Below are 22,310 nucleotides of genomic sequence, written 5' to 3' on the forward strand. Positions count from 1 at the left end.
AAAATGAAAATGAAAAATTTAAGAAAAATAACAATAATAGCCTTAACTGGAATACTTTTTACAGCTTGTTCAGAGGAAGCTATTTTAGACTTAAAACCAATTAACAACATTTCATTAGACCAAGCGTTTTCTTCGCCGTCCTTAATTGAAAGTTCTTTAAATGGAATGTATAACGCAGCAGCAATTGGTCAATACAACACAACAGCTCCAAACGGAGGTCGTGGCTATGTTTGGGGAGCAGCTTATGTGCAACAAGGAGATTGTCGTGGAGAAGATGCGGTTAGTGCTGCTACTTTTTATCAAGCTACTTATGCAGGTACTTATGACCAAACTACTGCAAACAATGTATATTATTGGGTAGATGGTTATCGTTTAATCAACCGTTGTAACTTAGTTATCGAAGGTGTTACTACTGCAGTTAACAAAGGAATTATTACGGCAGCCAAAGGAGATGATTACATTGGCCAAGCAAAGTATTTAAGAGCAATAACACACTTTGAATTATTAATGTATTTTGCACGTCCGTACCAATTTAGTCCTGGCGCAACGCATCTAGGAATTCCTTACCGTACAGTTGGTGTAGATACACAATCAGAAATTAATACTGAACTTTTAAAAGAAAGAAATACTGTAGCGGAATGTTATGATAAAGTTTTAGCAGACTTAAATGATGCTGAGAATACAATTACAACAAACACATTAAGCTACGCTTCTAAAAATGCAGCTATAGCTTTTAAAACTAGAGTATATTTACACAAAAGAGATTGGGACAATGTAATTACAGAAGGTGAAAAACTTAATGGAGCTTACACATTAATGCCAACTCCAGTAGGTCCGTTTGCAAACAGTTACTCAAATACAGAGTCGATATTCTCTATTAAACATTCATCAGCAAATAATCCAGGTGTTAACGCAGCACTAGCTTCCCAATACAAAAGAAGATTGTTAATTGCTATTAGCCCAATTATCTGGAGAGATCCATCTTGGTTAGTTGATGACAAAAGAAGAGAAGAAGGTGTAATGATTTTTACTTCAGAAGGTAAAAAATTCACATTCAAATACAAAGACGAAGTTAGCTATACAGATGCAACACCAGTTATTCGCTATGCTGAAGTAGTTCTTAATATGGCAGAAGCACAAGCAAGAAAAGCTAGTCCAAACCTAACTGAATCGTTAACTTTATTAAATAAAATTAGAAACAGAGCGTTAGCAAATGTAGGAACTCAGGCATATACTGCGGCAAGTTACAGTAACGCTACAGATTTAGTAGGTTTAATCTTAAAAGAAAGACGTATTGAATTTTTATTAGAAGGAAGACGTTGGAGCGATATTCATAGATTACAAAATGATGACATGCACCCAATTGATGGAGTTCCTGCAAAATTGTCCAATGGTTTACCTGCAGATACTGCTTATACATTAGGCACGCCTTATACCGGAGCGCTAGGAGTAGCAGCAGTTCCAGCTTCTGATTACAAATTTTTATGGCCTATACCACAATTGGAAATTAATGTTAATCCAACATTAGCAGCTCAACAAAATCCGGGTTGGTAAAATCTAATTTATTTGAATAGTTATTTGTTAAAACCATCACTCAAAAAGTGATGGTTTTTTTATATCTTTGCCATATGGAAAAAGAGAATCAAATATTCGGGATTAGAGCAATTATTGAAGCGATTAACGCGAACAAAGAAATTGACAAAGTGTTCATTCAGAAAGATGCAGAAAGCGACTTGATGAAGGATTTGATGAAGGCAATGAAAAGAAACAATGTTAACTTTTCATACGTTCCTGTCGAAAAACTAAACCGATTAACTCCAAATAATCACCAAGGTGCCGTAGCAACTATTGCTCCTATTTCATTTGTTTCATTAGAAACATTAGTAGAAGGTGCTTTAGAAGCAGCTTTAGAAAGTGGTAAAAAACCTTTATTTCTTATTTTAGACCAATTGTCTGATGCACGTAATTTTGGTGCAATTATCAGAACGGCAGAATGTACCGGCGTTAACGGAATCATTATCCAAAAACAAGGATCAGCTCCTGTAAATGGAGATACGGTTAAAACTTCGGCTGGAGCAGTTTTTAATGTGCCAATTTGTAAAGTAGACCACATTAAAGATGCAATTTTCTACTTACAAGGTTCTGGTGTTAAAACTGTAGCTGCAACTGAAAAAACGGAAAGCCATATTTACGATTTAAACTTAAACGAACCTGTAGCAATTATTATGGGTAGCGAAGACCGAGGAGTAAATCCTTCTGTTTTGAAAATAGTAGATGAAAAAGCAAAATTACCAATGTTTGGAACTATTGAATCTTTAAATGTTTCTGTAGCTTGTGGTGCGTTTTTATACGAAGCTGTAAGACAAAGAATGTAATTAAATATAAAGTTAAAAGTTCAATTTTCTGATTACTAATTAGAAAATTGAACTTTTGACTTATTTTTTTCCTATAAAATCATAAATCACTTTTATAGACGAGCTGAAATATTCCTTTATTATTTCTTCTGGTTTTGGTGGCGGATTAAATGCTCCTTTTTCATCAAAATTTTTCATAAACGGATCTAAGTCCGGATTAAAGTCAGGCCTTTGCCAATCGTAGAAGATAGAATTTCCAAATTGAGGTGTTTTTAAAACCAATGCCAAAGCTAATCCTACGAAGAAACCCGCAAAATGACCTTCCCAAGAAATACCTTCTTTTATATTGGGAAACATATACCAAACACTTCCGCCATATAATAAAACAATAGTAAATGAAAGTGCTACTAATCGGTAATATTTGGTAAAAATTCCTTTGAAGAATATAAAACTCACCAAAGCATAAATTAATCCACTGGCACCAATGTGATAACTGGGTCGGCCCAAAAGCCACGTTCCCAATCCTGAAAATAAAACTCCCAAAAGTAATACCGCAAATGTTTGTTCTTTGTAGAAATACCGAAGAATTGGTAATAAAATAAGTAACGCAATTGAGTTATTAGACAAATGCTCTAAATCGCCATGTAAAAACGGACTGAATAGAATTCCTTTCAACCCGAAAACTTCTCGTGGGTAAATCCCGAAATGCGATAAATTATGACTAAATTTAAGCTCGTACCAAAAAACCAACCATAATATCAATACAAACAACATCGGTAATAGAATTACAGATTTGGTATATTTAAAAGGATTATCGAGATGGTTTCTCATTTATTTGAAGGAAGCTTAATACACATTAGCTATTCAAAGATAAAGCCAAAGATATTATTATGCACATTTGTCATAAAATTGTAATTTTACAAAATGGAAGCACCATTAGCAGAAAGAATTCGCCCACAACAATTATCAGAATATATTAGTCAATTACATTTGGTTGGCCCGAATGGTTCACTAACCCAACAAATTGCAAAAGGATTAATTCCAAGCTTAATTTTATGGGGACCACCTGGAACCGGAAAAACTACTTTGGCCCAAATTATGGCACAAGAAAGCAAGCGACCGTTTTTTCAATTGAGCGCGATTCACTCTGGTGTTAAAGACATTCGAGAAGTAATTGAAAAAGCAAAAGTTAGTGGCGGCTTATTTACAACTAAAAACCCAATTTTATTCATTGACGAAATTCATCGTTTCAGCAAATCCCAACAAGATTCGCTATTAGGAGCCGTTGAAAAAGGTTGGATTACATTAATTGGCGCTACCACAGAAAACCCGAGTTTCGAAGTGATTCCGGCTTTATTGTCAAGATGTCAGGTCTATGTTTTGAATCCGTTTACCAAAGTAGATTTAGAGGCATTATTACATCGTGCTATTGAAACTGATGCGAATCTGCGAAATAAAAACATCGTATTAAAAGAAACCGAAGCTTTATTACGTCTTTCAGGTGGAGATGGGCGAAAATTATTGAATATTTTCGAATTAGTTATTAATGCTACCGACGGAGAAACGATTGAAATTACGAATGAAAAAGTAATGGCTTTGGTTCAAAAAAACACCGTTTTATACGACAAAACAGGGGAGCAACATTATGATATTGTTTCCGCTTTTATAAAATCGATTAGAGGAAGTGATCCAAATGGAGCCGTTTATTGGTTGGCCCGAATGATCGAAGGTGGTGAAGATGTAAAATTTATTGCCCGAAGAATGTTGATTCTATCGAGTGAAGATATTGGAAATGCAAATCCTACAGCTTTCATAATGGCAAACAATACATTCCAAGCCGTAACGACAATTGGTTATCCTGAAAGTAGAATTCTACTAAGTCAGTGTGCGATTTATTTGGCCACTTCTGCAAAAAGTAATGCCAGTTATATCGCAATTGGAAAAGCCCAACAAATGGTCAAGCAAACTGGCGATTTACCCGTTCCAATCCATTTAAGAAATGCACCGACTAAATTAATGAAGGAATTGGGATATGGCGACGAATATAAATATTCACACGATTTTCCAAATAACTTTGCCGAACAAGAATTTTTACCAACTGAAATTTCAGCAACTAAATTCTTTGAACCTGGCGAAAATGCTCGTGAAAGAGAATTGCGTCAGTTCTTAAAAAACAGATGGAAAGATAGGTACGATTATTAGTACTCTGTGTTTAGAATTAAAACTTGACGTTTACTTTTTCAGCAACTAATTGATCATTTTCGTAATATTCAAAAAACCATTCCCCATTCTTCTTAAGAAAAGTTCCAGAAATAACTCCTTTCTTCGCAGAATAAACATTTTCCATACTTGTCGCTAACAATTCATAAACAACGTTTGGAACATCATCTACTATCTTATATCCATTTTGGTTTGGAATGGCAAAAAGAGCCGTTTGCTCTGCGCTTTTTACAACAGCATCACTAGTTTTTATTTCTGCAGTTACAGGTTTTGAAAGCTCCACTTCTGTTTTAGGTTGCAGCTGTGGCGTCACTTTAAATTTAACTTTGCCTTTTAAAGAAGTCAAAGCGGATCTAAAAGCAGTATTATATGCTTTTGCGTACTCCTTTTCTCTCGAAGATCCTTGTTCACTTGTATAAATAACTTTATTTGAGCAATCTTTAACTTCAATTTTAATCTTCGTCATGAACATCGAATTTCTTTCAACGGCATCCACAAATAAAGCTAAACAACGATTAGAGCCAATTTCTTTTGGTAATTCATCTGTATCATAAAAAACTTTAAATCCTTCTTTTTCAAAAAATGTCTTAGTTAAATAATTAGTATTATATTTATTATCCTCTTTGAAAAAACTAAATTTCTGCGGCACAATTACATATTTGTAATTTTCTTGTGCAACTGAAAATGTATAACTCAATAAAAGTACAAGTAGTGCAATTTTTTTCATGACTATAATATGATTTTTAATTCTAATAAATGACTAATTTGATGCACGTCCGTTTCAACTTCCACCTTTTGTTCGTTGAAAAAGATTGCCTCTATTCCTGCTTCTTGTGCGCCAATTACATCTGCTTCATAACTATCACCTATCATTAAGCTGTCCGTTTTTGAAGCATTTGCCAAAGATAATGCAAATTCAAATATATTTCGATGTGGTTTTTTAGCACCCGCTAGTTCCGAATTTGTAATTGTTTCAAAATATTGCTCAAGATTAGAATTTTTTAACTTTCTTGCCTGTGCCGAAGCAAATCCGTTGGTAATAATATGTAAATTGTAATTGGGTTTCAAATAATCTAATAACTCTATCGCACCATCAAACAAATGATTATATTCCGGCAAATAGTTAATATAATCTTCAGAAACGCGCTCAATATCTATATCAGAAACTTTAAATTTTAAAGCATCAAAAACATCTTTCAAACGATAATAACGTAAATCATCGCGCGAAATTTTATTGACTTGGTATAACTTCCAATAATGTTGATTTCTCGGAATATAAACTTCCAAAAAATCAGCCACATCAATAGTAAAGCCTTGTTCTTTAAAAATAGTATCAAAAGCAAATCCAGAATTTTTATCAAAATCCCAAAGCGTATGATCTAAATCAAAAAAGACATGTTTCTTGTGTTTAAAATTTTGCAATTGCGCTTATATTTTAGAAACGATTTCTGCGTTCTCAATGTTATAAATCCAATCGTCAACATCGCTTTCGTTTACTTTAAAAGTTCCTTTAATCGTTAAATAAGTATCCGTTTTTAATTTTGGGAAAGAACCTTTAAATTTCAAACCTGTAATTGTTTCTGGCCCTGATTTTCCACAAAAAAAGCAAGATGCAAATACATTTTTACTCAACGCATAATTTTTAGCGTCAATTGGCACAATAAACCCAGTTAAATAAACCGTTTTATTATGGTATGTTTTTAATTTCACGTTCACTTGTGGAAATTCTACTTCGCCATAAGTAGCATGTTTTTTACGAATATACTTGATATCTCCTAACAGTTTCCACGTTAAGGTATCCGCAGGAATACTTGCAACTGTAGAAGAAACTGCGATTCTTTCCGATTTAGAATTTTTCTGAAAACTCATTAACGAAATAAATACGACTAAAGCTAAAACTACTTTTAAATAATTACGCATTGGCTAAGGTTTTTGAAATGTTTAAATTGTATGCTTTTATAGCAGGAATTAACGCTGCAATGAAGCCTACAAATATAGTTAGTAAAAATAATGTTCCTTCTTTTTCCCATAAAAATTCGTAGGGATTAAAACTCATCTTGAAATCTGCTTCAGATGATTTGGACAGAAAGCTTATCGCTACTCTTCCCAAAACTGTGCCAAAAACAAAACCCACAACACAAAGCAAAATACTTTCAATCATTACCACTTTTAACAATTGAACTCGTTTCGCTCCGTTGACACGCATTAAAGCAAATTCGTTTTTACGTTCTTTCAAGGTATTATATAAAGCAATAAAAATCGAGATTCCTGAAATCAACATAATTCCATAGGCTAAATATTGTAATGCAGTAATTCCTATCCCGAATAAACCAAACAATCTGTTGACTTCAAAAGCTGGAGAAACTGCTTGCATTTTTGTGTTTTGAGGCACAATTCTTTGCCAAGTTAATTTAGCCATTTGATTGCGAAGCTTTAGCAAAACTGCCGTAATTTCCATATTGGGTTCATCCAAAGTTAAATCAGCTTCGTGATGATGTTCTTCTCCGTCCACATGCACGTGACCTTCTTGTCCATGTGCTGGGTTTTCATCGTGACCATGATGCATTTGCCAAACACTTGGAATCGTACATAAGATTAAATTATCCACAACTTTTCCGGTTGGTTTTGAAATACCTACTATTTTATAAGCAAAATTATCGTGCACTTCTCCTTCTTCTGCATCGCCATGAGAACCGAAGAACTCATCGCCTATTTTAAACTTTAATTTTTGTGCAATATCACTACCGATTACCACTTCAAAATTCTTTTCGAACATCTTTCCTTCGGCCAATGTTGCTTTATATTTTCCTAAGTAATCCGGCGTTGTTCCTAAAATTTTATAACCGCGGTAATTATCACCAAAAGCCAGTGGAATTGCTTTCTCCACATACGGATTTTGCATCCAAACTTTTGCTGAATCGTAATTGATATTTCCAGTTGGCGCATCGACTTGATACACCGAAGATAAAATCAATTGCAACGGACTTCCTTGCGCTCCTAAAACCAAATCAACATCTTCAATGTTACTCGCAAATTTTTCTTCAAACTGCTTTTCCACTAAAATTAAGGTTGTGATAATTGCTACACTTGAGGTTAACAAAACAATACTCAAGATGGTATTTAAGGGTTTAAACCAAATATTTCTCCAAGCTAATTTTGCTATCATACTAAGGTAATTTTATTGGTGAACTTTTCTTTAATTCGGCTATCATGCGTTACAATTAACAAAGCCGCTTTATATTCTTTAGATAAAGAAGTAAGCAATTCGATTACTTTCTCTGCGTTTTTATCGTCTAAACTAGATGTTGGCTCGTCTGCTAACAACACCTTTGGTTCGTTCATCAAAGCACGCGCAATTGAAACTCGTTGTTGTTGTCCGATGCTCAATTGAGAAGGTAATTTTGAACCTTGATTTTCAATATCTAATTGTTGTAATAATTTCTTAGCACGACTGGTATTCTTTTTTCCTGTTGCTAACCAACTCGCCATTTCTAAATTTTCCAAAACCGTTAAAGCTGCAATAAAGTATGACTTTTGAAAAACCACACCAATGTTCGTTCCCCTAAACTTATCAGTCTCTTTTTCAGAAAGCGCTAAAACATCAATCGTGCCAATTTGAATTTGTCCTGAATGTGGTCGTAACAGTCCAGCTAAAATATGCAAATAGGTAGTTTTCCCTCTTCCAGAATCTCCGGTAATCAAAATCGTGTTCCCAGCTTCGCAATCCAAATCAGGAAAAACAAACTCTTGTTCCTTTGAATAGGAGAATTTTATATTTTTAGTACTAATCATCGTCGTTATAAAGCTTTTGTTCAGCGATGCAAGATAATAAATTAGAAAGAAAAATTTCTTAAAGAAAGGCTAATAAAAAACCACTGTTTATTTATGAAATACGCTTAAAAAATATTTTCGTCTTGAAAACTTAGATAACCATTTTCAGTTATAATAATGTGATCTAAAACCTGGATTTCTAAGGTCTGGCCAGCTTCTTTTACTCGTTTCGTAATTTTTAAATCAGCATCGCTTGCCATTAATTTTCCTGACGGATGATTGTGGGTCAAAATTATCGCTGTGGCATTTTGTTCGAAAGCCATTTTAAAAATCAAACGAATATCTACGACTGTTCCCGTAATTCCGCCTTTTGACAATTGTCCTTTATAAATCACTTTATTAGAATTATTTAGGTATAAAACCCAAAATTCCTCGTGTGGCAATTCGCCAATTATAGGTTGCATAATATCAAAAACGGCTTTACTTGAAGTAATTTTCTTAAGTTCGCTAGCTTCTTCTGCTCTTCTTCGTCTTCCTAATTCTAAAGCTGCTGCGATTGAAATTGCTTTTGCTTCACCAATTCCTTTGAATTGTATAAGTTGCGAAATAGACATTCTCCCTAAGTTAGAAAGATTATTTTCGGAAGCAGCTAAAATACGTTGGCACAATTGCACAGCACTTTCATTGCGAGAGCCGGAACCGATAAGAATAGCTAATAATTCAGAATCTGATAAGGAAGATTTTCCTTTGAGAAGAAATTTTTCACGTGGGCGATCGTCTTCAGCCCATTGGTTGATTGGCGTATACATAAAATTTATTTTGGCGTTTATAACATCAAATTTAATCAAAAAAACGAAAGAATAAAATAAATGGCTTGAAAATTGCGTTTGACCTAGTACAGAATTTCTAATTTCATAATTATGATTAATTACCTTTCCTTATTCTTCTTTTCAGCTCTCGCTATAACTTGCCAAGAGAGCAAGACAAAACCAGTTGCCGGCATCATCTCTGGAACTAAAGGCGAAACGGAATTAATAGAAAACCCTACCGATTTTTACCAGAAACTATCTAATGTTGCTATTTCTATAATTGATTCAGAAGTTGTTTATACACCGTCATATGTTGGCATAAACTATCCAAATGGTGATGTACCTGCTAAAACAGGTGTTTGTACAGATGTAATAATTCGAGCTTATCGGAAGTTAGGAATTGACTTGCAAAAAGAAGTGCACGAGGATATGAAAGCTAATTTTTCGGTTTACCCAAAAACTTGGGGATTGAAAACTACGGATAAAAATATCGATCACAGAAGAGTGCCGAATTTAGAAGTGTTTTTTGATCGAAAAGGAGAAAAACTAAAGGTTACCAAAAATGCTTCGGACTATAAAACAGGGGATTTAGTAACTTGGATGATTGCTGGCAAAATGCCTCATGTTGGCATTGTAACCCATAAAAAATCAACTGATGGAAAGCGTAATCTTATTGTGCACAACGTTGGAGGCGGTCAAGTTTTAGAAGATTGTTTATTTAGCTGGGAAATTGTTGGACATTTTAGATATGAGAAGTAATTTAAATAAAAGAACATTAAAATCTAGAACCTCTCAATTCTTCGTGAAATTTACCATTTTTAGAAGCTAAAATTAATTTAGCTCCTAAAAACAGTTTTTCTATATCTGAAAATCTATTATCCGAAAATCAAATTTCTAATTAATCAATCCTTTCACTTCATCAAAATCTAATCCTCCATAATTACCTGAACTCATTAAAAGTAAAGCAGAATTATCTAAATTTTGATTGAATAAAAATGCTTTGAATTCGGCTGGATTGGTATAAATAATTAAATTTTCTTTTTGGAAAGCTTGTGCAATTTGATCGTAAGTCACTTCTTCCAAACGTTTTATTTTTACTGCATCTGGAGAATAGAAAACTACTGCAACATCCGCATCGTCTAATGCGCCTTGATATTCTTTTAAGAATTCGGCATTCAAACTACTATAGGTGTGCAATTCTAAACAAGCCACTAGCTTTCTAGTTGGATATTGTGCTTTCACGGCTTTTGTGGTTGCCGCTACTTTACTTGGCGAATGCGCGAAATCTTTATAAGCTACTTTGTCTTTGCTTTCCGCAATTTTTTCCAATCTTTTTGAAGCACCTTTAAATGTGGCAATTGCTTCATAGAAATCAGCTTCATCCACTCCCATATTTTGACAAATCCATTTGGCACCAGCTAAATTACTTAGATTATGCGCTCCAAAAACCTCAATTGGCATTGGTCCTTCTGGTGTATCTAAAAGTGTGATTCCATTTTCGACTGTATAACTTGGCGTTTGGTAAGGGATTTTTCGAATTGGATTTTCTGAATTTTCTGCAACTGTTTTTACAGCTTCATCTTCTTCATTGTATATTAAAATACCGCCTCGTGCAATTTGATTCGTAAAAATACTGAATTGATCCACGTAGTTTTCAAACGTAGGAAACACATTGATATGATCCCAAGCAATTCCTGAAATCAAAGCAATATTTGGATGATATAAATGAAATTTCGGACGTAAGTCAATTGGAGAAGTTAAATATTCATCTCCTTCTAAAACGATAAAATCATTATCTTCCGTCAGATGCACCATTGTATCAAAACCTTCTAACTGGGCACCAACCATATAATCCACTTCAATATTATGATAGTGCATAACGTGCAAAATCATTGAAGTAATCGTCGTTTTTCCGTGCGAACCACCAATAACAACTCTAGTTTTATTTTTCGATTGTTCGTACAAAAATTCTGGATATGAATAAATTTTCAATCCTAATTCTTGTGCTTTCAATAATTCCGGATTATCTGCTTTAGCGTGCATTCCTAAAATAATAGCTTCAATATCGGCAGTTATTTTTTCAGGAAACCAACCCTCTTCAATTGGCAGCAATCCTTTCTTAGCTAAACGTGATTTTGAGGGTTCAAAAATCGCATCGTCGCTTCCTGTTACTTGATATCCTTTATTATGTAATGCTAATGCTAAATTGTGCATTGCGGCGCCGCCAATAGCTATGAAATGTGTACGCATTTGAATTTTCAATATTTAAAATTCCAAATTCCAATAGTTTTGGATTTTGGAATTTGAGTTTTGTTATTTATTCTCGAATTGTTCCTTTAATCTATTTGCTTTCGTTTTGTCCTTTAACTTATTCAAATATAAGTCATATAATTTGTCGAACGTAGTTTTTGAATTCCCAATTTCGTGTGCTTTCTTATAATTAATTTCGGCTCTAGTATACCGACTGAAATAAATATCTATATACCCTTTTGCTAAATAACCATCCACTTTTGAAAGCACCATTAACTCATTTGCATAACGTTGGGATTTCTTTTCGCTTCCGCCTATGATGGCTGGTAATTCAACATACAACATCACCAAGGCCCAGCGCGTTTCTAAATGAGTTTCATCTAATTTCGCAGCTGTTAGAAAGGATTCTTCTACTTCATCAATCATTCCTAAAGCCTTAAATTTATTCGATTCTTTGGCTTTCATTCCCAGAGCGCCTCCATATTTGTACCAATAATTGGCATTTTTAGGAAATGAAATTTTCAACTTTTTATAGTTTACGATGGATTCATCCCAGTCCTTTTGAACTCCTGCAATATCTCCTAAATATTCAATTGTCTTAGAATGATTAGGTTGATTTTTCAAACTCTCCTGAAAAGATTGTTTTGCTTCGTTAAATTTCTTCTGTGCAAATAACTTTTCCCCCTTCTCAAAATGAGATTGTGAAAGCAAAAGTAGCGGGCAAAGAAGAAAAAACAGGTGGATAAATTTCATTCTTCAAAAATAGTGAAATGAATTTAGTTAATATTACTAAAATAATATATTTTTAACGTCCCAACCTTTTTCAATATTTTATACTCTATCTATAGAAACAGTCATTATGCGTAATATATTCTTGTTTATACTTTGTATTAGTTCTTTCACTCTTTTTGGTCAATACGATGCAAATTGGAAAAAAGTTTATGCCTTCGAACAAGGTGGCGAAATAAAACCAGCCGAACAAGAAGTTCAAAAGATTTACAAAAAAGCAAAACATAAAAAGGATGAAGTCACTATTTTGAAATGTTTTTTCTATCTGTCAAAATTTGAACAAGTTTTTGATAAAAATGCTCAAACTACAATTATTAAAAATCTACAGCATGAATTTAAAGATGCAAAACCTGTTTCTAAAGCATTATTAAACTATGTTTATGCTAAAATCTTAACCGATTATCAAAAAGGAAATCGCTATTCAATTCGATCAAGAACAACTATTCAAAATAATAAAGATTCAAATTTTCTAACTTGGACATCTGAAGATTTCACTAATGAAATAGATAAAAGTTATGCGGAAATTCTTAAAAACGCAAGCGAATTAAGGGCTATAACTATTGATCAGTACAAAGATGTTTTCGAATATACGTCTAATGTAGATATTAAAAATTTTAGCATTTATGATTATTTACTTGAAAAGAAATTAGCGTATGATGCAGGAACTATTTTCTTTGCTACTAAAACAAACACTTTAGAACTTGGGAAGCTTTTAAGTCTAGAACCTAAACTGTTTATTATTGCTTCAACTAGTACTATAAATGATGATAAAATAAGAGATTTCATTGTTACACTTCAAGAAAACGAAAGATATTTAATAAAAAACAAATTATTTGACAAGCTTGATACTGCTTACCACAATCGTATCTTAATTACTAATAAAAAAACTCAACCACAAAATCAAGGTAGATTAAAGTTAGATGAATTAGAAAAATCGACCAACAACATTTATTTAAAACAAGAGCTCAGAGTAGAACGAGCTGCTTTTTACGCTTCCTTGCCCGCTGATTCATTAAACAAAAATTACAAGCAACAGGCTCTAAATTTACTTGACACGGTTTTTCAAGTGAAAACTAATTTATATGCTTTGCATTTGGCGGAAAATTTACAGGAAAAAATACTTAGTAAATCTTTACAAATTCAAATTAAAAAAACAATATATCCTTTCGAAAACACCCGAGCATTCGTTGCTTATAAAAACATAGATAGTGTAAAGATTAGCTGTTTTAAATTTCCAGTTGCTTTAAACGATGCTGTAAATGGTTACAAAAACCAAATTTATGCTGACTCGTTGGTTGTAGCATTTGTAAATAAAAATAAAGCTTATAAAAGCTACACGAGAACTTTACCTAAGCGAATCGACTATAACAATCATTCTACGGAAATCATACTAGAGCCTGTTGAAGCGGGAAATTACTTAGTTCTTTTTGAAACCAATGATACTTTTGATTCCGATGGTAATTTGAATAATTCTTTTAGCTATGAGCAGGTAAACGCTACACAATTTATTGTTATTAAGGATGAAACAGAAACAGATGACATTATTTATTTATACAATAGGAACTCAGGCCAACCAATTGATGGTGTAAAAATCGTAAATCAGGTTACAATACACACGTCTGATGAAATTGGCAAAACCAAGCTTGTCAAGACCTTAAAAAACCAGAACGAAAACTACAATAACTTAATAACTATTACTAAGGACAAGGATACTTTAATTCAGAACTACAATAGAAATTACATTTACAACACTTCTGATAAATTTAACAAATCTGAATTTGAAGACGCTGAAGCGAAAGCTATGGTGTTTTTTGATAGAGCAATTTATCGACCTGGACAAAAAATATTTTACAAAGGAATTATTGTTCAGAAAAAAGACAGTAAGAAAAGTGTTGTACCGTTTTTGACTGTCAGAGTTACAATTAATGATGTTAATGATTCAGTCTTAAAAGAATATGATGTTCAAACTAACGAATTTGGAAGTTTTAACGGTGAATTTGAGATTCCTAAAAATATTTTAACAGGAAGGTTTTATATTGGTATTGAGGAGCCAAACAAATATGAAAAAGATGAAAAATATTATGACGAAGTAGAAGAGGAACATTCTTTTTGGGATAATGTAGATTTTGAAGATAATATAGAATTCTCTTTTCAGGTTGAAGAATATAAGCGCCCTACTTTTGAGGTAACCTTTAAAGAAATAAAAGAAAACTACACAATCAATGATAGTTTAAAAATAATCGGAAACGCAAAAGCATTAGCGGGCAATAACCTAACAGATGCAAAAGTTACCTATACTGTTTCTCGAAATTATTTCACTGAAGACGAAGGCTGGGGAAGTGATACAAATTATATTGATGAATTTATATATACGGACACTGACGGAAACTTCACTATACCATTTACTGCAACTATAGATAGTGTAAGCTCTGATAAAATTAACAATATTAGATATTCCATAACCGCGACTGTAACCGATAGCAATGGTGAAACAAGAAATGCAACTGAAACCGTTAACGTAAATAAAAACACATTGAAGTTAACTATAATTTCCGACAGCACTTTAATTGAAGCAACTTCTAATGTAATCAAAATCAATAGCTCAACATACAACAACTATCCAATTGATGCGAAAGGAGAAATAAAAATTTATGAAAAAAAATCGAAACAATTCCTAAAAGAAAGAGCCTTTAATTTTCCCGAAATTCAAGCAATAGACCGAGCTGAATTTCAAGTCCTATTTCCACACGAACCCTATGAGAAAAAAGATATTGAAAGTGAAAATATTTTAGTAAAAACACTACAATTCGACACCAAAGTAAGTAAGGAAATAACATTGGATTTTTTAAAAAATGCAAAACCGGCTTCCTACGAAATAGAAGCAACAGCTTTTGATTCAAAAAATAATTTAGTAGAAGACAAGAAGATATTTAAATTAATTTCAAAGAAAAATGCAGTTTCTGAAAATCAACTTTTCACGTATACCGACATCTCGAAAAAAGAAAGTGCTTATTATGAAATTGAAGTGAATTCTATTATTTCAAATTTATTTGTTACACTTCGATATTATGCGGATCAAAGTAATTTACAACAAGAGATAACCGCGCAATTGCAAGATGGAAAAAACATCTTTAGAATTAAAAAAGAAAAAAATTACAAAAGCGATGTTAATTTTCATTTTTCAAGCTTCTGGAAAAATCAATCGCATAGTCAAACATATTGCATAAAAAAAGAAGAAACTGAAATAAATCTAAGTGTTGAAATAAATTCCTTACGAACTAAAATTGAACCGGGAAGTGTTGAAAAATGGTCCTTTAAAATTTTAAATTCCAAATTAGAAGCTGAAGTTTTAGCCAGTATGTATGACAGTTCATTAGATCAATTTACGACTCAAGACTGGACAAATGCTTATTTCAATTCCAATAACAATTCTCATAACTCTCCAAATGTTTATTTAAGAAATAATACTTCGTACGTAAATTTCAAGACATTTAACCAAGCAGAAAAGTATTTTTCAAACTATATGCATCGTCCTGAACTATATTGGTTTGGATTTAATTTTAATGATGCTCAAAACTCCTATACTTTAAACGAATATCTTAAAAAAATTAAAAATTGGACTGCTGTTCCAAAAAATGCTAAATCGGTTACTGGTATAGTTTACGATAATTTTGGACCAATTGCCGGCGCAACGGTTCAAGTAAAAGGCACAAAAAAAAGAACATTTACAGACTTTGATGGTGAATTTACTATCGAAGCCTCAAAAGGTGAAGTCTTAGAAATAGCTTACATAGGAACGCAAACAGCAGAAATTGAAATTAACACAAATAGAATTTTAGAAATAAAACTAAAAAATAACGATTCTGAATTACAAGAAGTTGTTGTAATGAGCTATGAAACACGAATGAAAAAGGCATATATGACTGCATCTTTTACAGTAATTTCAGATACTATTACAGAACAAAGCGCTAATGAAGATTTATTACAAATACTACAAGGCCGAAGCTCGGGAATGTCAATTGCTACAGGTAGTGGACAACCTGGTAGTAAACCAACTGTAATCTTACGAGGAAATGCTTCAATAAATGAGAATTTAGAACCTTTAATTGTGATGGATGGAATTATAATAACTGAAGAAGAATTTAGAAATCTTAAGTCAGATGAGTTAGATTCCATATTAATTTTAAAAGGTAAAGAAGCTACAGCAATTTACGGCAGCAGAGGTGCAAATGGTGTAATTATTATGACCACGAAGAAAGCGGTACAAGATTTAACTCATGTTAAAACTAGAACAAACTTCAACGAAACTGCTTTCTTCTATCCTAATTTAAAAACAGACAAAGAAGGAAATATTTCTTTTGAATTTACCACACCTGAATCCTTAACCAAATGGAATTTGCGTTTATTTGCTCATAATAAAAATGCAGAAACTGGTCAACTGAAAGCTAGTATTATTTCGCAAAAAGATATTATGTTGCAAACAAATATGCCACGATTTGTACGCGAAAAAGATAAGATAAAAATTTCGGCAAAAGTGGTCAATATGACATCAGAACTTAAGTCTGGAATTGCAATGCTTCAGTTATTTGACGTAGCAACGAATACCTTGATTGATGAAATTTGTGCCAATAAAAATAATATTAGAAATTTTGCGTGTAAGCCAAAACAAAGTGTTCCTGTAGAATGGGTCATTTCAATTCCGGAAGGACTACAAGGGCTACATTACAGAATAGTTGCAAAATCAGGCAACTACGCTGACGGTGAAGAAAACATTTTACCTGTCTTGAGTAATAAAATTCTACTCACGGAAAGCATTCCTATTTTTGTGAAAGCAAATTCTAAAAAAGAGTACTCATTTGATAGCTTAAAGAATAACGAATCGAAAACTTTAAAGAATCACTTATTCACTTTAGAGTATACTTCAAATCCAGTGTGGTTTGCATTGCAATCACTTCCTTATTTAATGGAATATGAGCACGAATGTTCTGAACAAACATTTGCAAGATATTACGCAAATTCTCTTGCATCGGAATTAATCAATAGCAATCCTAAAGTTGCAGCATTATTTACTTCTTGGAAAAGCGACGATAAAGCAACATCCAAACTAACACAAAATGAAGAACTAAAGTCAATCGTATTAAATGAAACTCCTTGGCTTTTAGATAGCGAAAATGATGCTGTAAAAAACAAACGCTTGGCATTATTAATGGATTTAAATACCATGAAGGAATCACAAGCTAGTACTTTAAAAAAATTAGCAGAAAACCAAAATACTTCTGGAGGATTTTCTTGGTTTAAAGGAGGTCAAGAAAACATTTTTATTACGCAACATATTCTGGCAGGTTTAGGCCATATAGAAAAGATGTTTCCAAACAAGAATAATGATTTTAAAGAGATAACTTCAAAAGCTATCACTTATTTAGATGCCGATTTCGTTCAGAAAAACAGTTCAAAAAGTGAGAAAACAAGTTATTCTGATTATTCGAATTTACATTATATGTATGCCAGAAGTTTTTATTTAGATAAAATGCCAATTTCTAAGAAAACTGATTCCATTATAAGAATCGAAACATCGGAACATAAAACAAAATGGCTTACTTATTCTTTATATAAAAAAGCTCTTCTAGCTGTAGTTATGAATCGCTATAATGATAAAGAATTTTCACAAAAAATCATCAACAATCTAAAAGAAACTGCTGCTCGAAATGATGAGGATGGCATGTATTGGATAAATAACAAAAATGGCTATTATTGGTATCAATCACCAATTGAAACTCAGGCGTTATTAATTGAAGCTTTTTCCGAAATAGAAACTGACAAGAAATATGTAGAAGAAATGAAAGCTTGGTTGCTTAAAAAGAAACAAATTAATAGTTGGTCTTCTACAAAAGCAACTTCAGAAGCTATTTATGCGATAATGCTTTATGGAACTGATTATACAAGCATCAAAGACAATACTACATTCACAATTGGAAATGAGAAAGTCTTACATAAAAAGCTTTCAGAAAAAGATAAAGAAGCAGCAACGGGTTACGTTAAATTAAATTGGTCAGCTAACGAGATTTCAAAAGAGATGGGCCTAATTTCAGTAGAAAACAAATCTAAAGTTGCGGGTTATGGTGGCGCGTACTGGCAGTACTTTGAAGATTTAGAAAACATAAAAACAGATAGTACACAAACGTTATACATTACTAAAACTCTTTTCAAAAAAATTAAAACGGCAAAAGGTGATGCATTAACTGAATTAAACAAAGAATCCTTAAAAACAGGTGATCTAATCACGATCCGCTTAGTTTTAAAGACAGAAAATGATTTAGAATTTGTGCATTTAAAAGACTTACGAGCTTCTTGCTTTGAACCAGTTGATGTAATTTCTACGTATGAAAGAAAAGACAATTTATCTTATTACAAAAACACAAAAGATGTTGCTACGCATTTCTTTTTTGACAGAATAGCTGCAGGAACTTTTGTTTTAGAATACGATGTTAGAGTAAATAATTCGGGCAATTTTAATGATGGTATTGCCACTATTCAAAGTATGTATGCTCCTGAGCATTCTGCACATTCAACAAGTACAAAAATAAATATTGAAAATTAGCCTATAAAAAAAACGACTTTCAGATTAAACTGAAAGTCGTTTTTAATTTTATTGTAGTTTCTAAATTACTTTACAATTGTCATTTCATCAACGATGTGTTTAGCACCAGAGAAATTATCAATTACCCATAATATATAGCGAATATCAACACTAATTGTTCTTTGTAATTTACTATCAAAGATTACATCACCTGCCATAGCTTCAATGTTTCCATCAAATGCAATACCAATTAACTCACCTTTTCCGTTTAATACTGGAGAACCTGAATTTCCACCTGTAATATCATTATCAGTTAAGAAATTTACGTGTAATGTTCCATCTTTATCAGCATAACGACCGAAATCTTTATCAGCAGTCATTTGCAATACTTTTACTGGTAAATCAAATTCTGCATCACCTTTTTTGTATTTTTTAACTTGTCCTTCTAAAGTAGTGTAGTTATTGATTGTAGCGTCATTTCTTTTATCTGCAGGTAATGAACGAACTTTTCCATACGTTAAACGCAATGTTGAGTTAGCATCTGGATAAATAATTGTACCAATTTTAGATTCTCTTAAACCTTCAACTAATAAACGGAATGCTGCTCCAAAATCATTTTGAGAAGCAATTAATTCCTCGCTTCTGAAGTTGTAATGGTTTAACATATCATTCGTTAAAACATATAAAGGATCACTAGTTACCATAGCTTCTGATGGCGTTTCTAAAAATGCTTTAATTTTATCAATAGAAGTAAAAAGACTTGATTCAAAAGCGTCATTTACATATTTAGTAAAATCACCATTGTTTTCTTTAGCTAATTTTTCTACCATTGGCGCTAAATTATAGCCTGCTTTTTTAGCATATAAATTCAATTGTGCTGCTAACATATCTTTTTCTGCCGGAAGATATACTTCTTTCTGCATTTCTTCTGCCATTGCTAAAATAGCTGGAGCTGCTTGTGCTCTTTTTGTAGCATCTGCTTTAGCATACATTTCTAATTGTCTTCCTAAACCTCTACTTACTGTTCCATAAGCTGAAGATCTCAACAATTGCATCAAGTAATTGTCATGACGCGATTTTTCATTAGTTAAAGCATAATATTTATTGATCGTAGGAACTACATTTCCATATTTTGCTTTATTCTCTTTTTTATTAGCCCATTTATTGAATTTAGCTTCTTGACCTGCTTTAGATTTAGCTGTACCAAATTTTGACAAAGCATCAATCATCCCTTGACGGTTTTTCCAATAGTTTGCAGTTCCTGCATATTTAGACGCGTAAATTAAATTAACCGCATCACTTTGCACCATATGTTTTTTCAAAGCATCCATAGTTACTTTTGATCCTTCAACCCATGCTGGATATGCGAATTTTACGTTTTGGTCAATTCCACCAGCTGGCATCCAACGGTTTGTTCTTCCTGGATATCCTAAAATCATAGCGAAATCATTTTCTTGAATTCCACCAATGTTTACAGGTAAGTGATGTTTTGGTTGTAAAGGCACGTTGTCTTTAGAATATTCTGCTGGATTTCCATTAGCATCTGCATAAACTCTAAACAAAGAGAAATCTGCAGTATGACGTGGCCATTCCCAGTTGTCAGTATCTCCACCAAATTTTCCTAAACTTTCTGGAGGTGTTCCTGTTAAACGAACGTCAGTATAATCTTGGTAAACAAAGTAGTAATATTCGTTTCCTTGGAAGAATGGACGAACAGAAACTGTATATTTTCCACCTTCATTGTTTTCTTTTTCAATTTTAGCAGTTTCTTGGTTGATTGCTTTTTCTCTCTCCAATTCACTCATTGAAGGATTTACAACAGCTAGAATTCTTTTTGTAACATCATCCATACGCACAAAGAAACGTACATATAAACTAGATGGTTTTAATTCTTCTGATCTGTTTTTAGACCAGAAACCATCTTTTAAAATGTTTTTTTCTGCTGAAGATAATTCTGCAATTGCATCATATCCACAGTGGTGGTTTGTTAACACTAAACCATCTTTAGAAATCATTTCTGCAGTACAACCTCCATTAAATTGTACAATAGCATCTTTTAAACTGTGGTTGTTGATGCTGTAAATTTCTTCGGCTGTTAATTGCAAGCCCATTTTTTGCATGTCGCGGTGATTTAAACGTTCAATGAACATTAAAAACCACATTCCTTCATCTGCTTTTACCGAAGCCGGCACAAGCATGATAACAGAAACAACGAATAATAATAATTTTTTCATGATATGTAGTTGTCTTTTAAATTGTGAGGCGAATATACTTAAAAATAAGATTTCAATAAAATTATCAATTTAAAAAGGGTTTGAATTATGTTAACTTTAACTTTTCATTATAACTATTGCGATAAACCAAAAAAGCATCTCTAAATTAGAGATGCTTTTTCTTACACATTATATGATGTTTATTCAGTGTCGACATTCAACATTTGCCACAATTTGTCTTTCAACTCTTGCAAACCTTGTTGTGCTACAGACGAAATGAACAAATAGGGAGTTCCTTTAAATTCTACGTCCAATTGTTTTTTCAATTCTGCTTTTAATTCATCATCCAGCATATCGCATTTTGAAATAACTACCAAACGGTCTTTATCTAACATCTCAGGATTATATCGACGTAATTCATCTAACAGAATTTCGTATTCTTTTTTAATGTCTTCTGCATCTGCTGGAACTAAAAACAACAATGTTGAATTTCGTTCAATATGACGCAAGAAGTAATGTCCTAAACCTTTTCCTTCTGCTGCACCTTCAATAATTCCAGGGATATCTGCCATTACAAACGATTGAAAATCGCGATAAGCAACAATCCCTAAATTTGGTTTTAAGGTGGTAAACGGATAATCAGCAATTTTTGGTTTTGCAGAAGTTAATACAGAAAGTAAAGTCGATTTTCCAGCATTTGGAAATCCTACTAAACCAACATCTGCTAATACTTTTAATTCTAAAGTAATATCTACTTCTAAAACTGGCATCCCCGGTTGTGCATAACGAGGTGTTTGGTTAGTAGAACTTCTGAAATTCCAGTTTCCTAAACCACCTTTTCCTCCTTGTGCTATAATTCTAACCTCATCGTGTTCTGTGATTTCAAACAAAACATCTCCTGTTTCTTGATCTTTAATTACGGTTCCTAACGGAACTTCGATAAATTTATCATCTCCATCACCTCCCGTACTTCTTGAACTTCCTCCATCACCTCCGTGACCAGCACGAATGTGTTTAATGAATTTCAAATGAAATAATGTCCAAAGACTTTTGTTTCCTCTTATATAAACATGTCCACCACGACCTCCATCTCCTCCATCTGGTCCACCTTTCTCAATAAATTTTTCTCTATGTAAATGCGACGATCCTTTCCCTCCTTTTCCGGAAGAAACATATATTTTTACGTAGTCTACAAAATTCCCTTCAGTCATTTTTTTATGCTAATTTTAGAATCCAAAAGCTTGAAGTTGTTCTAACTTATGAATTATTTTTTGCAAAGATAGGTTTTTTAGTCGGTTTATGTTTTGTGTTTTTTTAGCCCTTATAG

General features: G+C 32.8%; 16 protein-coding genes. 5 read left to right on the forward strand and 11 right to left on the reverse strand.

From position 1 onward, the window contains the following. The first annotated feature begins 9 nt into the window (after positions 1–9). Positions 10–1,554: a RagB/SusD family nutrient uptake outer membrane protein gene (locus tag ACFSX9_RS01025; RefSeq protein ID WP_379803272.1), complete on the forward strand. Its 1,545-nt coding sequence runs from the start codon at positions 10–12 to the stop codon at positions 1,552–1,554. 74 nt (positions 1,555–1,628) lie between these two features. Then, positions 1,629–2,375, forward strand: coding sequence for a 23S rRNA (guanosine(2251)-2'-O)-methyltransferase RlmB (gene rlmB, locus ACFSX9_RS01030; RefSeq protein ID WP_379803275.1), 747 nt, complete (start codon positions 1,629–1,631; stop codon positions 2,373–2,375). A 60-nt stretch (positions 2,376–2,435) separates the two neighbouring features. Here the strand turns inward: rlmB and ACFSX9_RS01035 are convergent, their stop codons facing one another. Next, positions 2,436–3,185: a rhomboid family intramembrane serine protease gene (locus tag ACFSX9_RS01035; protein ID WP_379803277.1), complete on the reverse strand. Its 750-nt coding sequence runs from the start codon at positions 3,183–3,185 to the stop codon at positions 2,436–2,438. A gap of 93 nt (positions 3,186–3,278) precedes the next feature. On the opposite strand from ACFSX9_RS01035, the gene ACFSX9_RS01040 reads away from it, so the two are divergent. Continuing rightward, the gene (locus ACFSX9_RS01040) at positions 3,279–4,556 is read left to right on the forward strand and encodes a replication-associated recombination protein A (RefSeq protein ID WP_379803280.1); all 1,278 of its coding nucleotides are present in this window, start codon (positions 3,279–3,281) and stop codon (positions 4,554–4,556) included. A 16-nt stretch (positions 4,557–4,572) separates the two neighbouring features. Here the strand turns inward: ACFSX9_RS01040 and ACFSX9_RS01045 are convergent, their stop codons facing one another. The 6 genes from ACFSX9_RS01045 to radC all read right to left on the reverse strand — a co-directional run bounded on the left by ACFSX9_RS01045 (position 4,573) and on the right by radC (position 9,154). Then, entirely contained in the window at positions 4,573–5,301 is a 729-nt protein-coding gene (locus tag ACFSX9_RS01045) for a hypothetical protein (RefSeq protein ID WP_379803283.1), read from the reverse strand. A gap of 2 nt (positions 5,302–5,303) precedes the next feature. Further along, a complete protein-coding gene (locus tag ACFSX9_RS01050; RefSeq protein ID WP_379803285.1) occupies positions 5,304–5,996 on the reverse strand; it encodes a YjjG family noncanonical pyrimidine nucleotidase in 693 nt (230 codons plus the stop codon). Between the two features lie 6 nt (positions 5,997–6,002). Continuing rightward, a complete protein-coding gene (locus ACFSX9_RS01055) occupies positions 6,003–6,494 on the reverse strand; it encodes a hypothetical protein (protein ID WP_379803288.1) in 492 nt (163 codons plus the stop codon). After that, a complete protein-coding gene (locus tag ACFSX9_RS01060; RefSeq protein ID WP_379803290.1) occupies positions 6,487–7,740 on the reverse strand; it encodes an ABC transporter permease in 1,254 nt (417 codons plus the stop codon). Before ACFSX9_RS01060 ends, ACFSX9_RS01055 begins: the two co-directional genes overlap by 8 nt. After that, entirely contained in the window at positions 7,737–8,366 is a 630-nt protein-coding gene (locus ACFSX9_RS01065) for an ABC transporter ATP-binding protein (protein ID WP_379803292.1), read from the reverse strand. Before ACFSX9_RS01065 ends, ACFSX9_RS01060 begins: the two co-directional genes overlap by 4 nt. A gap of 104 nt (positions 8,367–8,470) precedes the next feature. Further along, positions 8,471–9,154 carry a RadC family protein gene (radC, locus tag ACFSX9_RS01070; protein WP_379803294.1) on the reverse strand — a complete coding sequence of 228 codons (684 nt, stop codon included), beginning with the start codon at positions 9,152–9,154 and terminating at the stop codon, positions 8,471–8,473. Between the two features lie 111 nt (positions 9,155–9,265). Here radC and ACFSX9_RS01075 point away from each other — a divergent pair, with 111 nt between their 5' ends. Beyond that, on the forward strand, positions 9,266–9,913 hold the full coding sequence (locus tag ACFSX9_RS01075) for a DUF1287 domain-containing protein (RefSeq protein WP_379803296.1): 648 nt from the start codon (positions 9,266–9,268) through the stop codon (positions 9,911–9,913). A 135-nt stretch (positions 9,914–10,048) separates the two neighbouring features. Here ACFSX9_RS01075 and ACFSX9_RS01080 read toward each other — a convergent pair whose 3' ends face one another. Both ACFSX9_RS01080 and ACFSX9_RS01085 read right to left on the reverse strand, forming a co-directional pair. Beyond that, the gene (locus tag ACFSX9_RS01080) at positions 10,049–11,404 is read right to left on the reverse strand and encodes a UDP-N-acetylmuramate--L-alanine ligase (RefSeq protein WP_379803298.1); all 1,356 of its coding nucleotides are present in this window, start codon (positions 11,402–11,404) and stop codon (positions 10,049–10,051) included. Between the two features lie 63 nt (positions 11,405–11,467). Beyond that, positions 11,468–12,028: a tetratricopeptide repeat protein gene (locus ACFSX9_RS01085; RefSeq protein WP_379803300.1), complete on the reverse strand. Its 561-nt coding sequence runs from the start codon at positions 12,026–12,028 to the stop codon at positions 11,468–11,470. Positions 12,029–12,263: 235 nt separating this feature from the next. Here ACFSX9_RS01085 and ACFSX9_RS01090 point away from each other — a divergent pair, with 235 nt between their 5' ends. After that, the gene (locus tag ACFSX9_RS01090; RefSeq protein WP_379803302.1) at positions 12,264–18,791 is read left to right on the forward strand and encodes an alpha-2-macroglobulin family protein; all 6,528 of its coding nucleotides are present in this window, start codon (positions 12,264–12,266) and stop codon (positions 18,789–18,791) included. A gap of 65 nt (positions 18,792–18,856) precedes the next feature. Here the strand turns inward: ACFSX9_RS01090 and ACFSX9_RS01095 are convergent, their stop codons facing one another. Beyond that, positions 18,857–21,004, reverse strand: a complete 2,148-nt coding sequence (locus ACFSX9_RS01095; protein WP_379803304.1) for a S46 family peptidase — start codon at positions 21,002–21,004, stop codon at positions 18,857–18,859. Between the two features lie 179 nt (positions 21,005–21,183). Then, positions 21,184–22,194, reverse strand: coding sequence for a GTPase ObgE (gene obgE / locus ACFSX9_RS01100; RefSeq protein WP_379803307.1), 1,011 nt, complete (start codon positions 22,192–22,194; stop codon positions 21,184–21,186). Positions 22,195–22,310: the final 116 nt, after the last annotated feature.

Origin of the sequence: Flavobacterium ardleyense, from assembly GCF_042686085.1 — a bacterium.
Taxonomy (GTDB): domain Bacteria; phylum Bacteroidota; class Bacteroidia; order Flavobacteriales; family Flavobacteriaceae; genus Flavobacterium; species Flavobacterium ardleyense.